This window comes from uncultured Dubosiella sp., from assembly GCF_964018005.1.
In the GTDB taxonomy this organism is placed as follows: Bacteria; Bacillota_I; Bacilli_A; order Erysipelotrichales; family Erysipelotrichaceae; genus Dubosiella; species Dubosiella muris.
In genome coordinates, this window is sequence record NZ_CAXHOA010000002.1 from 45,628 (window position 1) to 59,282 (window position 13,655).

The 13,655-nt window shown below is 54.4% G+C and carries 13 protein-coding genes and 1 pseudogene; 10 read left to right on the forward strand and 4 right to left on the reverse strand.

Translation table 11 applies throughout. The annotated features are described in order from the left end of the window. Positions 1–300, forward strand: a pseudogene (locus ABNS49_RS01925) (hypothetical protein); the annotation flags it as partial. 136 nt (positions 301–436) lie between these two features. Then, on the forward strand, positions 437–694 hold the full coding sequence (locus ABNS49_RS01930) for a hypothetical protein (RefSeq protein WP_135981076.1): 258 nt from the start codon (positions 437–439) through the stop codon (positions 692–694). A 179-nt stretch (positions 695–873) separates the two neighbouring features. Here ABNS49_RS01930 and ABNS49_RS01935 read toward each other — a convergent pair whose 3' ends face one another. Together ABNS49_RS01935 and ABNS49_RS01940 are read right to left on the reverse strand one after the other, a co-directional pair. Continuing rightward, the gene (locus ABNS49_RS01935) at positions 874–1,365 is read right to left on the reverse strand and encodes a peptidylprolyl isomerase (protein WP_135981077.1); all 492 of its coding nucleotides are present in this window, start codon (positions 1,363–1,365) and stop codon (positions 874–876) included. A 46-nt stretch (positions 1,366–1,411) separates the two neighbouring features. Then, positions 1,412–2,473, reverse strand: coding sequence for a M20/M25/M40 family metallo-hydrolase (locus tag ABNS49_RS01940; RefSeq protein WP_135981078.1), 1,062 nt, complete (start codon positions 2,471–2,473; stop codon positions 1,412–1,414). Positions 2,474–2,528: 55 nt separating this feature from the next. Between ABNS49_RS01940 and ABNS49_RS01945 the strand changes: the two genes are divergently transcribed. The 4 genes from ABNS49_RS01945 to ABNS49_RS01960 all read left to right on the forward strand — a co-directional run bounded on the left by ABNS49_RS01945 (position 2,529) and on the right by ABNS49_RS01960 (position 7,005). Next, positions 2,529–3,278, forward strand: a complete 750-nt coding sequence (locus tag ABNS49_RS01945) for an LD-carboxypeptidase (protein WP_135981079.1) — start codon at positions 2,529–2,531, stop codon at positions 3,276–3,278. Between the two features lie 46 nt (positions 3,279–3,324). After that, positions 3,325–4,134 carry a hypothetical protein gene (locus tag ABNS49_RS01950; RefSeq protein ID WP_135981080.1) on the forward strand — a complete coding sequence of 270 codons (810 nt, stop codon included), beginning with the start codon at positions 3,325–3,327 and terminating at the stop codon, positions 4,132–4,134. Next, positions 4,103–6,079 carry an ATP-dependent DNA helicase RecG gene (locus tag ABNS49_RS01955; RefSeq protein WP_135981081.1) on the forward strand — a complete coding sequence of 659 codons (1,977 nt, stop codon included), beginning with the start codon at positions 4,103–4,105 and terminating at the stop codon, positions 6,077–6,079. The genes ABNS49_RS01950 and ABNS49_RS01955 overlap by 32 nt, the downstream gene beginning before the upstream one ends. Positions 6,080–6,168: 89 nt before the next feature. Beyond that, on the forward strand, positions 6,169–7,005 hold the full coding sequence (locus ABNS49_RS01960) for a hypothetical protein (RefSeq protein WP_289183513.1): 837 nt from the start codon (positions 6,169–6,171) through the stop codon (positions 7,003–7,005). A gap of 27 nt (positions 7,006–7,032) precedes the next feature. Here ABNS49_RS01960 and ABNS49_RS01965 read toward each other — a convergent pair whose 3' ends face one another. Beyond that, positions 7,033–7,443, reverse strand: a complete 411-nt coding sequence (locus tag ABNS49_RS01965) for an HIT family protein (RefSeq protein WP_135980478.1) — start codon at positions 7,441–7,443, stop codon at positions 7,033–7,035. Positions 7,444–7,847: 404 nt separating this feature from the next. Here ABNS49_RS01965 and murF point away from each other — a divergent pair, with 404 nt between their 5' ends. From murF to ABNS49_RS01985, 4 genes are read left to right on the forward strand one after another with little or no spacing between them, the layout of a single operon-like run. Further along, positions 7,848–9,221, forward strand: a complete 1,374-nt coding sequence (murF, locus tag ABNS49_RS01970; RefSeq protein ID WP_135980477.1) for a UDP-N-acetylmuramoyl-tripeptide--D-alanyl-D-alanine ligase — start codon at positions 7,848–7,850, stop codon at positions 9,219–9,221. Beyond that, positions 9,214–10,263: a D-alanine--D-alanine ligase family protein gene (locus ABNS49_RS01975; protein ID WP_135980476.1), complete on the forward strand. Its 1,050-nt coding sequence runs from the start codon at positions 9,214–9,216 to the stop codon at positions 10,261–10,263. Before murF ends, ABNS49_RS01975 begins: the two co-directional genes overlap by 8 nt. Beyond that, complete coding sequence (gene alr / locus ABNS49_RS01980; protein WP_135980475.1) at positions 10,257–11,411, forward strand: alanine racemase; 1,155 nt, start codon at positions 10,257–10,259, stop codon at positions 11,409–11,411. Before ABNS49_RS01975 ends, alr begins: the two co-directional genes overlap by 7 nt. Before the next feature lie 13 nt (positions 11,412–11,424). Continuing rightward, a complete protein-coding gene (locus tag ABNS49_RS01985; protein WP_135980474.1) occupies positions 11,425–12,441 on the forward strand; it encodes an acyltransferase in 1,017 nt (338 codons plus the stop codon). Between the two features lie 62 nt (positions 12,442–12,503). On the opposite strand, the gene ABNS49_RS01990 is transcribed toward ABNS49_RS01985, so the two are convergent. After that, positions 12,504–13,643 carry an aldo/keto reductase gene (locus ABNS49_RS01990; protein WP_289108349.1) on the reverse strand — a complete coding sequence of 380 codons (1,140 nt, stop codon included), beginning with the start codon at positions 13,641–13,643 and terminating at the stop codon, positions 12,504–12,506. Between the last annotated feature and the right edge of the window lie 12 nt (positions 13,644–13,655).

Below are 13,655 nucleotides of genomic sequence, written 5' to 3' on the forward strand. Positions count from 1 at the left end.
ATGCATGATTTCCACTGTACAAACCCGGACGACATGTTTTATGATGAGCTTAGAGAAGCCGTATCGTATTTTAAAAAAGAACCGGAAGGAGTGAATACCATGTGTGAAATCATGAGAGAATTTGAGAGAAAATCCGAGAACAAGGGACGTGCCGAGGAACGTAAAAAGGCAAAGAAGCGCACGGAAGCCATTATGCGCAATTTGCGTGAAGAAGGCATGTCCTACGAAAGGATCGCGCGAATCACCAATCAATCGCTATCAAAAGTAAAATTGTTTTTTAAGACGCAACAAACCGCGTAACAAGCAGGCATCATGGCATACGTCATGATGCTTTTTGATGAAAATCTTCTAGTGTACAAACCCGGATGACATGTTTTATGATGAGCTTAGAGAAGCCGTATCGTATTTTAAAAAGGAACCGGAAGGAGTGAATGCCATGTGTGAGATCATGAGAGAATTTGAAAGAAAGTCCCGGAACAAGGGACGCGCAGAAGGACGAGCGGAAGGCTTTGCCCAGGGACGTCGGGAAGGACGCGCCCAGGGACGGGCAAAAGGACGCACGCAAGAGCGTGAAGCCATCATGCGCAAATTGTATGCCAAAGGCATGGATTTGAAAACCATCGCTGAAGTAACGGGGCAAACCATTGCCAAAGTCGAAACGTTTTTCCAAAAACAAGCATTGAATAAAGGATAAAACCGTTTTTCACCTTCAATACATTCCCTGGATCGAAGGTTTTATTTTTGCGTCGTTTACTGTGCGACGGAACGAAGTTGTTGTTGGAACGCATCAAAAAAAGGAAGAATTCTGATTTTCTTCCTTTCAATAGATCTATCACAAACTTTTGGCAACAATCGCAAGCCGCGTTTCGTGTTTTAGTCGTGATCCTCGACCCGGATGGATTCGATGACTTGCGGTGTTTTTGGCGCGTCGTTCCAGCTTGTCGGGGTGCCCGCGATGCGGTCCAGCTCGTCCAGACCTTCGGTAATCAAGCCAAAGCCGGCGTACTGGCCATCGAGGTGCGGCGCGTCGGCATGCATGATGAAAAACTGGCTGCCCGCCGAGTTTGGATCCATCGCCCGCGCCATCGAAAGGATGCCGCGCGTGTGCTTCAAATCGTTTTTAAAGCCGTTGGCGTTGAACTCGCCCTTGATCGAGTATCCCGGACCGCCGGTTCCGTTGCCTTTGGGATCGCCTCCCTGAATCATGAACCCGGGAATGATGCGGTGGAACGTCAATCCATCGTAAAAGCCTTCGTTGGCGAGCTTTTCAAAGTTCGCCACCGTTTCCGGCGCGATATCCGGATACAGTTCGCCGGCCATCGTGTGGCCGTCTTTCATTGTGATGGTTACTTTTTTCTTTTTCATATCAACATCTCCTTCTCTTCACCTTACCATAAAACGCGCCGCGCCCCTAGAACGATGCCACGGTTTCCTTGTCCAGCGACTCGATGATCGCTTTGGCCAGTTCGACCGCTCCCTCGTAGTCTTTGATTGAGCAAAAGCCCACGCTCGAATGGGCGAACCGCGTCGGGATGCCAATGACGATCGTCGGCATGTCGTATGTGTGGTAAATCCCGCCATTCGTGCCGCCGCCCTTGCGCACCGCCACCTGGTACGGAATGCCGTGTTCCTCGGCGCACCGCAACGCGAACCGCTGAAAGCGCGGATGCGTAATCATGGAGCGGTCGAACGCGCGCAGCATAACGCCTTTGTTCATCGCCGACTGAATCAAATCCGGCGACTCGAACGAGTCGTCCGCCGGGCACCCCTCAAAACAAATGACGACATCGGCCTGGATCTTTTTCGCCGCCAGCGTACTGCCCCGGTCGCCTACTTCCTCCTGGGCGCTCAAGACGCCAATGACATGGTTAGGGCTTGTCTGCGTCTGGCGCAGCGTGTCCAGCAACGCGGCGCATCCAATCCGGCAGTCGAACGCCTTGCCCATGAACACACCGCGGTTTTCGTCAAACGCGCACGAAACGGCCGGCACGACAAAATCTCCCGGACGAACGCCCAGCGCGCGCGTTTGCGCTTTGTCGCTCGTTCCCACGTCGATTACCAGCGAATCGAAGTCGATGGGGCGTCGCTTTTCCTCCTCGCTCATAAAATGCACCGGTTTGGCCGCGACAATGCCGGTCACAAAGCCGTTTCGCGTCTGGATCTTCACCGGCGCGCCCACGATATTGACCGGGTTCCAGCCGCCCAGCGGCAAAAAGCGAAGCGTTCCGTTTTCCAGCAGCGCCTGCACCATAAAGCCGACTTCGTCGCTATGCGCGTCCAGCGCGATCGTGCAGCCGCCCGGCTTCGACGCGTTCGAGCGAGGACGCAAATACAAGTTGCGCAGCGTGTCCTCGGCCGCGTCGCAAAAATCGGCCGTGTCTGCTTTGGCGAGCGCGACCACCTCGTCTTCCATTCCGCTTGGGCCAAACGCGTTGGAAAGCGCGAGAACGCGCTCAATGCAATCATGATTCATAATTCTTTCCTTCTTTCCTGATATAATCAAATAAAATATACCTCGGAGGAAAACCATGCTCAATATAAAAATAGGAATTTTAAATCTTTCCAATCCGCTGACGCGTCCACTGGACGACTTGATTGACTGGCTGCAGGCGGAAGGGTTCCAAATCGCCGTTTCGCCGTATTTGTACGACCAACAGGCGTCGCCCGCCCAAAAAGCGGCCGTATTCAACGCGTGGATGCGTGAAAACGTTTTTGATTTTGTGTTCGACGTGTCCGGCGGCGACCTGGCCAACACGACGATTCCGTACTTGGATGTCGAAGCGTACCGCCAAGCGAAAACAGTGTTCGCCGGCTACAGCGATTTGACGTGCGTGCTCAATGTCTTATGCGTGCAAAAACCGGCCGTCCTGTACCAGCTGCGCAACCATGGCCGGCAAAGAGAGCTTCTCGACTGGCTTCGAAAGGAAAACGAGGACCTCCTCGTTCAAAAAGGCGTGTATGGCGGCAATATCCGTTGTTTGTTGAAGCTGGCCGGGACCGGCCGGTTTCCGGATCTGACGCAAAAGACGCTTCTTCTTGAAAGCTTTTCCGGTTCTTCCCAGCGTATCGAAAGCGATTTCGCGCAGCTGGCGATGATGGGCGTCTTCACGAAAATCCGCGCGCTTGTCCTGGGCCGGTTCACCGAGTTGTTTCAATCGCGGGACGGCCGGGTGGAGCTGGAACGCATCGCGCGACAGTATTATCTCGGACCGATCCGGTTCGATGATCGAATCGGGCATCAATACGACGCGTTCGCGGCGGTGTTGGGCGAATCGTGATTTTCGGGTATAATAAAGAAATACATCATTGAAAGGAGATCTCACGATGAAGAAGCTTCAAGCGTTCTTTTCCCATTTTCAGTTTCGCAGTCTGCTCAAGGCGCTGGTTGCGACGCTTATTTTGTCGTTTTTATACAATATCCCTTATTTAATGGCGGGTTCAGCCGCCATCGACCCGCGTTTGTTTTACGGCATCCAAGTCGTTCTCTCGCTGCTGTCTTCGATTGGCTTTTACAAAATCTGCACGCTGGCATGGACGCCCGACAAGGAAAAGCTGACGGCAGGTGCGATCGGGCGCGTGCTCATGCTGCAAGGCGTTTTGATCTTGCTCGTATCGGCCGTCCTCATGCCGCTTTCGACGGTTTTCGCCAGCAATATGCCCCTGTCGATTGTCGTGCAGCTCGTAAGCACGTTCGTTTTGATTGTCGTCATTCCGTTTCAGCTCGTGTACTATTACGCGCTGTTTTTAGGCAAGAGAAGCTGGAAGGACATTTGGGGCTTTGTGCGCGCCGTCTTCGCCCGCCACTACCGCTCGCTTTTGAACGTGTACTGCGCCTTGATTTTGGCCGTCATGGCCATCGACACGGTGACGGGCGGGCCGTTCTCACTGGCGCAAGGCTTTTACGTGCCCCACATCGTTTACAACTTGCTGTATGTGGGCAACCCGATGTTCAGCTGGATGTACATGCTGTTTTTAACCGTCGGATTCGGCGTGCCGCTCTCGAGCATGTTCGCGATCATTTTCCTTTTGTTCGTGGTCGGCTGCCTGTACGCCTACCTCGAGTTGAATTTTGTGGCGTTCGTCCAAAAGGAGTGTGTGGACCGTGGAACTGCGCGAACTCAAACTCACCGCTAGGCGCTATGGCCTGCTGCAAAAAATGAAGATCGACACGGTGGAACAGCTGCTTAAAACGTATCCGTTCCGCTATGAAACGATCGAGGCGGTGCCCTTCGACCAGTGGGAAAAAGGCGACAACGTGGCGCTGGAAGGACTGATCGCCTCCAGACCCTCGCTCATCCGGCTCGGGAAGAACCGCACGATGACGCGGTTTTCCATTATCGCGTGGAACGAGGAAATCGAAGTCACGCTCTTCAACCGGCCGTGGATCGGGCAGTTTCGCTTTGGTGAAACGATCACGCTGTTTGGCGTCTACCAGGGAAACGGCAAGATCGTGGCCTCCAACTACAACTTGAAGCCCCTCAGCGCCCAGACCGGGCTACGTCCGGTGTACTCGCTGACCAAAGGCATGAAGCCCGCCGACATGCAGGCGGCCATCAAGGCGGCGCTCAAGCACGTGCGCGACCTTCCCGATTTGATTCCTTCGCGCTACCGCCAAAAATACCGGCTGCTCGACAACGCCACCGCCTACGAGTGGATCCACGAGCCCCGCTCGATGCGCGAGCTTCACCAGGCGATCCGGACTTTAAAATACGAGGAGTTTCTTTGCTTTCAATGCTGCGTGCAGGCGCAGCAGGTGCAAACGATCACAAAGGAAGCCAAAGTGTTCGATCAAAAGCGGATCGAGGAAAAAATCGCGCAGTTCAAGTTCCCGCTGACGCCCGACCAGCAAAGCGCCATCGACGACGTCTTGCGCGACATGCGCTCGGACACGATCATGTACCGGATGATCCAGGGCGATGTGGGATGCGGCAAGACGATCGTCGCGATGATGAGCTTGTTCGCGTGCGAGCTGGCCGGATACCAGTGCGCGTTTTTGGCCCCGACTGAGATCCTCGCCCGCCAGCACTATGAAAATTTAAAAGCGCTCGGCCTGCCGGCCAGCCTGCTGGTCGCCTCGCTGCCCGCCAAGGAAAAGCGGGACGTGCTGGCCGGCTTGGAGGAAGGGGAAATTCGAATCGTGGTCGGCACCCACGCGCTGTTTCAGGAAAAAGTCAATTTTGAAAAGCTCGGCCTCGTCGTGGCGGACGAGCAGCAGCGCTTTGGCGTCAACCAGCGCCGGGCGTTGCTGGAAAAAGGAAAAAACGTCGACTTTCTCATGATGTCGGCGACGCCGATCCCGCGCACCTACGCGCACTTTCTCTATGGCGATATTCGGTTGAGCAGTATTCGGACGATGCCGCCCGGCCGCAAGCCGGTGCTCACCCGGTACGTGCCGGGCACCTCGATGAAAAGCATTTTGAGCGATGTGCTCGCCGGCATCGACGAAGGGCGCCAGTGCTACGTGGTGTGTCCGATGATCGACGAGAATCTGGAAACGAACTTGCGGGCCGTCACGACGATTTACGAAGGCATGGTCAAGACGCTGGGCGACAAATACCGGGTCGGCTTGCTGCATGGCAAAATGCGCGCGCAGGAAAAAGACGAGATCATGGAGCAGTTCGCCAACAAGGCGTACGACATTCTCGTGTCGACGACCGTCATCGAGGTTGGCATCGACGTGCCGGACGCCACGATGATGGTCATTTACGACGCGCATCGCTTTGGCTTGTCGACGCTTCACCAGTTGCGGGGACGCGCCGCCAGAGGCAAACGGCAGGGCGAGTGCTGGATGCTTTCCAACTCCAAAGATCCGGAAGCGATCGAGCGGCTCAAAAAGCTCGAAACGATGACGGACGGGTTCGCGATTTCCGCGTACGACTTGTCCAAACGCGGTCCGGGCGACTTGCTGGGAACCCGGCAAAGCGGATTGCCGACTTTTATTCTTGGCGACTTTGAAAAAGATCCGGCTATCATGGAAGTATGCGTGCACGACGCCCGGGAAATTCTCGATCTGGGCGAGGACAAGGCGATGCTCGACTACGTGAAGCAGGCGATGGAAAACGCGCGGTATTTCGACTAAGCCGCGCGATTGGAGGGACATAGGGATACACAAGAGAAGGGAGAAAAGGAGTTTCCTCGCGCAGACATTGCGGTATCCACTTCTGGAAGATGATGAATAAGGAAGCAATTCAAAACAAACTCGTTTATTTTGGCGCCTTACTCGGGTTGTGCGCCCTGCTGATCCTTGTGGCGTATTTCTTCTTTTTGCGGACGGTCAAAGTGGATGTCATGAGCAGCATGCGCTTGATTTACGAAGGGGAAAACCACGACGCCAGCGTGGAGGCGATCAATACGATGGAGGACATCAACCAGCGCATTCAGGAATTTTACAATACGATTCACTACACGGTGGAGCCGGATACGGGCTTGTCGAACGGGGACACGATCACGGTCAAAGCCCAATACGACGAGGCGCTGGCGCAGCAGTACCATTTCGAACCGGAAAACACCGTCAAGGAAATCGTGGTGGAAGGCCTGCCAAACCGCTTTGACTCGGTAACGCAAATCGACACGGCGTGGATCGGGCAAATCGAGCGGGAAATGGAGCGCTATATCGAAGAGCACAAAGGACAGGAAATTGAAACGGAATTCACGCAAATCGACCCGCGCGAGGCGACGCTGGAGTCGACGACGCTCGAATACGCCGGATTTTTAAAATCCATGGAAGCGCAGCACGGGGACCGGTTTATCGGATTGTACCGGCTGTCGTACGCCATCGAGCAAAAGCCGGTGGACATGTACTATATCGTCATCGTGCCCAATATCAACGACTCGCTCCAAATCGACACGCAAAATATTTATGGCGAGCGGGCGTACTTGAGCGAGGAGGAAATCGCGCAAGGCAAATATACGGACTACATCGCCCGGATCTTTGGCTCCCAGTACGTCATCGAGCCGGTGGCGCTTGAAAATGAAAAAGAAGAAGCGGATCAGCAGCCAAGCTGATCTTTTTCTTTTAAAAAAAAATCCGGTTTATTCAACCGGACGGGTAATGTTGGCGACAAGCTGATCGAAGTCGAACGCACCGATCTCGCCGAATTGGAATTTGACGTTTTCTTTGGCAGAATCTTCATAGCGCGGAATCAAATGAACGTGGAAATGCGGAACGGTTTGGCCGGCCGCTTCTTTCGCGTTGGTCAACACGTTGATTCCGTCGCAGTTTAAATTCGACATAAGCTGGCGGGCCAGCTTTTGCGCGACGTCCATCACATGATGAAGCGTGGCGGGATCGCAGTCCAAAAACGAGTCGATATGCGCCTTGGGCACGACGAGGGTGTGGCCGTAGCTCGTTGGCGCGACGTCTAAAAACGCGATGACCTGGTCGTCTTCATACACGCGCTTGGCAGGAATGGTGCCGTTTGCGATTTCACAAAAAATACACATTTTCTCTCTCCTCCTGAATGCCGCCTTAAACGATGAAAAGCCAGGCTAAGGGGAGGCCTGGCTTCTCAAAAATTAAGGGGATAGAAAATAGTATGAATATCATTATATGACATCATACCGGCAAGGCCTTCTATTTCCTTGCTTGATTAACAGTATAGCATAAGGCGGGGAATAATTTATGTGAACTTTATGGGAAAGTATGTGAATCGAAGCAAATGGTTGTTTTTGTGGGGAGATAGACCAAAAAAAAGGATTTTTTTTGCGCTTTTCGACCGAAAAAATAAGAAAAAGCCGATTTTATCGACAGAAAGCAGCAAAAATACGGGAAAAATGACATCGAAGATTGGTCGTCCCATTTCCCGTGCGCTGTGTTATAATAACTTCCAAATGGAGGCTCATAAATTATGATCAAAAAAACGATTTCTGAAATTGCCGGACTCATGCAAGCGCCGGTGTATGGAACCTATAAAGAGGACACGACAGTGGAAGGCGTCGTGATCGACTCCCGGCAAGTGCGCCCGGGCAGTTTATACGTCCCGATCCTCGGTCAAAAAGTCGATGGGCATTCATTTATCGAGCAGGTGGCGCAAAACGGCGCCGCGTTGGCGTTTTGGCAAAAGGACCATACGCCATACCCGGATCAGTTGCCGCTGATTTTGGTTGAAGACACGCAGCAGGCGCTCGCCGCGCTGGCGAAAGCGTATTTGGACACGCTGCATCCGCTTGTGATCGGCGTGACCGGCTCGAATGGAAAAACAAGCTGCAAAGACATGCTGTATAGCGTGTTTTCGCAAGAAAAAAAGACGCAGAAAACGCAGGGAAACCGCAACAACGAAATCGGTTTGCCGCTGACGGTGCTCGATTTTGACGAAGACATCGAGGTGGCCGTTTTGGAAATGGGCATGGAAAACAAAGGGGAAATCGCGGAGCTTTGCCAGATCGCGGCGCCCGATATCGCCATCATCACGACGATTGGATCGGCCCATATGGAAAATCTGGGCGGTAAAAAACAAATCGCCGAAGCCAAATGCGAAATTTACGACGGACTGCGCCCGGGCGGGCTTTTCCTCTACAACAAGGACTGCCCGGAAATCGACGAGGTTCTTCGTGAAAAGTCGCTGGACCGATCCAAGACGATTCGCTCGTTCGGGAAAACGGGCGATGGGAAAATCGTTTCCGGCATCGCGTATAAAGCCGGCGGCATCGAGTTTTCGACTTCGCTGCTGGACGGAAAGATCGCGTTGCGCGCCCTGGGCGACCACCAGGCGATGAACGCGCTGCCATGCATCATGGCGGCCAAGGCGTGCGAAATCCAGGACGAGTCCATCCAAAAAGGACTGGCCGAACTGGAAATGACGAAGATGCGCACCGCGCTCACACAGCTTGGCGCCGCGCGTGTTTTGGACGATTCCTACAAGTCGAATCCGGAAAGCGCCCGGGCGGCCATCGACACGCTGATGGCTATCGACGGAAAGAAACACGTGGCCGTGCTCGGGGACATGCTCGATCTGGGCCGGCAGGAAAACGAGCTGCACGGGCAAATTGGCGCGTACGCGCGCGAAAAAGGCGTCGACCTGCTGTACGCGTTCGGACCGCTTTCAAAACACACCGCGCAGGCGTTTGGATCGGGCGGAACGTGGTTTGAAACAAAAGAGGAAATTGTGGATCATCTGTCTTCGATGCTCGAAGACGATGTTGTGATATTGATTAAAGGAAGTCGGGCGATGAGCATGGACTCGATCGTCACGCAATTAAGTGGAGGATTTAAAAATGTCTAAATTGAAGTTGGGAGTCGTGTTTGGCGGCCAAAGCAGCGAGTATTCGGTATCGCTGCATTCGGCGGGCAGCTTTTTGCACCAGATCCATGCCGACCAGTATGATATGACGTGCATCGGAATCGACCAGACCGGTCATTTCTTTTTGTACACCGGACCGGTCGAGGCGATCGAGCACGATGAATGGAAAAAGGAGGAGTACGTCCATCCTTGCGCCTGGGTGCACAAGGGAATTTATGATCTGCAAAACCAGATCTTCATTCCTCTGGATGTCATCTTCCCGGTGCTGCACGGCAAAAACGGCGAAGACGGCGCGCTGCAGGGCATGTGCGAAATGATGAACATCCACTATGTCGGATGCGATATTTTGTCTTCCGCCATGTGCATGGACAAGGAAATCATGCATATTTTATGCGACGAGGCGTCGATTCCGTGCGCGGATTACGTGTGCCTGAAAAAAGGACAGCCGCAGCCGACGTTCGCGCAAATCCAAGAGCGGATCCCGCTGCCGTGGATCGTGAAGCCATGCAACGCGGGCAGCAGCTACGGCGTGCATTTTGTGGAAGACGAGGACGGGTTCGCCGCGGCGTGCGAAGACGCGTTTTTCTATGACGGCCGGGGAAAGATCCTGGTGGAAAAAGCGATCGACGGCTTTGAAATCGGCTGCGCGGTCATGGGCAACGAAGTCGTCGAAACCGGCAGCGTGGACGAAATCGAGATCGAAAGCGCGTTTTTCGACTTTGAAGGCAAGTACGCGATGAAAGGCGCCGAAATCCACTGCCCCGCCCGCCTGGACGATGAATTGTTCGAAAAGGCGCGGCTGCTGGCCAAAGACGCGTACCGCGCGATGGGCTGTACCGGACTGGCGCGCGTCGACATGTTTGTGACTGGCGGCGACATCGTGCTCAACGAGCTGAACACGATTCCGGGCTTTACCGCGACCTCGCGCTATCCGACTATGATGCAGGAAGCCGGATTGGGATTCAGCGACTTGATTGACCGGCTCATCGCGCTGGCGATGGAGCGTCAGGTGAGCGCATGCTAGAATCGTACAGCCGCGCGTGGTGCGAAATCGACCTGGACGCCATCGCGCACAATGTGGAAGAAATTCAAAAACTAGTGGGCCACACGAAGATCATGGGTATCGTCAAGGCGAACGCCTACGGCCACGGGGCGCTGGCTTGCGCCCAGGCGCTGACGCGATGCGGCATCGAGATCTTTGGCGTTTCCAGCATCGACGAGGCGATCGAGCTGCGCGAGGGCGGCATCGAGGCGGATATCCTGATTTTGGGCTACACGCCGCCCCGTCATTTTGACAAGCTGGCGGAATACGGCTTGATTCAGTCGCTTGTTTCTTGCGCCTACGCCAAAAAGCTGGAACAATACGGCGAGGCGAACGACGTCGTGTTTCGGGCGCACGCCAAAATCGACACGGGAATGAACCGCACCGGAATCGTCTACCAGCCCGATCACAAGCATTTTGACGAGCTGAAAGACGTGTACCGGCTCGACCATGTACGCGTCGAAGGCATTTTCAGCCATTTTCCGGTGAGCGACGATTTGGGCGAGGACGCCTTGTCGTTTACGAAGCGTCAAATCGCCTTGTTCGACGAAGCCGTCGAGCGGCTGCGCGCCGAAGGCATCGACCCGGGCGCGCGCCACATCCAAAACAGCTATGGCATTCTCAACTACCACGATCTAGGCTACGACTATTGCCGGCCGGGGTTGTTATATATGGGGGTGACAAGCGACGACGCGATCGAAATCAACAGCGCGCCGGACTTTATTCCGATTTTATCCGTATGGGCGAACGTGAGCGTCGTCAAATGGCTCAAGCCGGGGGAAACGGTCAGCTACGGCCGTCATTTCAAGGCGGAAAAGCCGACAAAAATCGCCACGATCTCGATTGGCTACGCGGATGGCTTGCCGCGTCTTGTTTCCAATCAGGGCGTCCAGGTGCTTGTCCATGGCGTGCCATGCCCGCTGGTCGGAAACGTGTGCATGGATCAGTGCATGGTCGATGTGACCGCGGTGGAAAACGTGCAGGAAGGGGACGTCGTCTGTCTGGTGGGCGAGCAAAACGGCCACAAGATGACGATCGACCGCTTGTCGCGGCTGGCGCATACGATCAACAACGAAACGCTGTCGCAAATCGCGGCCAGAATGCCGCGTCTGAAAAAAAGAGAACAATAAACAAGGGGTGAAAATGAGGGGAAAACAATACGCGGCGATCGACATCGCCCGCTACGTGTCCGCGCTTCTTGTCGTCTGCATTCATGTGTATCCGTTTGCGGGCATCTCTGAAACGTTCAACACGTATTTTATTCAAACGCTTTGCCGGCTTGCAGTGCCGTTTTACTTTGTGGTTTCCGGTTTTTTCTTCTTTCGGAAATGGGATCCGGACGAGGAGGAAGCCAACGAGGCGCACTTCAAGCGATATGAATGGCGGATCCTGAAGCTGTATTTGATTTGGTCCGTCATCTACTTGCCGTATGTGATTTGGAACTACGCCAGCCAGGGCTTCTCGTTTCTGGATGTGTTCGCGTACATCCGGGATTTTGTGATGACCGGAAGCTACTATCATTTATGGTTTCTTCCCGCGCTCATCGTCGGGATGTGGATCGTCTACATGAGCTACACCCGCAAAGGGCTTGGCTTTACGCTGAAGCTGGCGCTGGCTTTGTATTTGGCTGGGTATTTGATCAACGTGTACGCGCCGCTTTGGGAGAAGCTGCCGTACGTGTCGATTCTTTACGGTTTTTTCACAAAGACGATGGGCACCGCCCGCAACGGCTTGTTTTTCGGACCGATCTATTTGGCGCTGGGCCTGCTGCTGGCCAGAACGAGGCGCCTGCAAGTCCGGGCGAGCATGCTGGCGTTCCTGATTTCGTTCGTGCTGCTCGTGGCGGAAGTGACGCTGTATATCCGCCTTGGCATCATGTACGATTTAAGCTGCATGTTCCTCATGCTCGTGCCGGCGACGTACTTTCTTGTCAACGGGCTGCTCGCGGTACGCATGCCGTACCGGCGGCAGTACACGATTATGCGCTACGACTCCTTGCTGATTTACACGTCGCATATCTTGTTTGTGCGCATCTTGTTTTTGCTGCTGCCCGATGCCAATCTGGTCGTCTACTTCGCGACGCTCGCCTTGTCGCAGCTGTTCGCCTCTTTGGTCGTGCGCGGCAAGGAGCGGTTTCCGGTTTTGAACAATTTGATTTGATCCCGTTTATCGGGATCTTTTTTTCTTGGAAGTAAAAAAAAGCACAGACCGCGCTGTGCTTGCTATTTTCCAAAATGGGCCGCCACCTCTTTAAGGTGTTCGATAATCGGCAAATGCTGCGGACAAACGCCTTCGCACTGGCCGCACGCCACGCAATCGCTCGCCTTGCCGAAACTTTGCGTGAGCCGGTCGTAGTATTCGCCTTGCGGGGTCCAGCCTTTTTCTTCAACTTCCTGAAGATCGGCGTTGTACAAGGAAAAATACTTAGGAATGTTGATGCGCATCGGGCATCCATCCGTACAATACGAGCAGCCCGTGCACGGCACGGCGATCGTTTCGTTGATGGCGTCGGCCGCTGCTTTCACGATTTGTTCTTCGGCCGGCGTGAGCGGCACAAAGTCTTTCATATACGAAAGGTTGTCTTCGAGCTGTTCCGGCGTGCTCATGCCCGAAAGCACCATCGCGACGCCTTCCTGGCTGGCGGCGAACCGGATCGCCCAGCTTGGAATGGAAAGCTCGGGCGCGTGGGCTTTCATGGCGGCTTCCGCTTTGGCCGGCAGCTTCGCGAGCGTTCCGCCCTTGACCGGCTCCATGACGATGACCGGCTTGCCATGTTTGCGGGCCACCTCCAGACATTGTCTGGATTGGATGCCGGCGCTGTCCCAGTCCAAATAGTTCAGCTGGAGCTGCACGAATTCCATTTCCGGATGCGCGCGCAAAACCTGGTCGAGAACGTCGGCGGTATCGTGGAACGAGAAGCCAATGTGCCTGACGAGGCCTTTTTTCTTTTTCTCGACGATCCAGTCAAAGCAGTCCAGGGCGGTGTATTTTTCAAAGTGGTCCTTTCCCATGTCGTGAAGCAGGTAATAGTCGAAAAACTCGACGCCCGTCTTTCGAAGCTGCTCGTTAAAAATACGATCCCGGTCTTCTTTCGTATGCAGGAAGCCAGCATGCAGCTTGGTCGCCAGCGTGTAGGCGTCGCGCGGATGGCGCTCGACCAGCGCTTTGCGGACGGCGTTTTCGGACTCGAAGCCGCAATACATCCAGGCGGTGTCGAAATACGTGAAGCCGCTGGCTAAAAAAGTGTCGACCATCCGGTTCGTTTGGGCCAGGTCGATGCTGGCGGCGTCGTCCGGATCGGTCAGGGGCAGCCGCATCAATCCAAAACCGAGTTTTTTGGGGGAAGGAAACAAAGATTCCATAAACATTTTCCT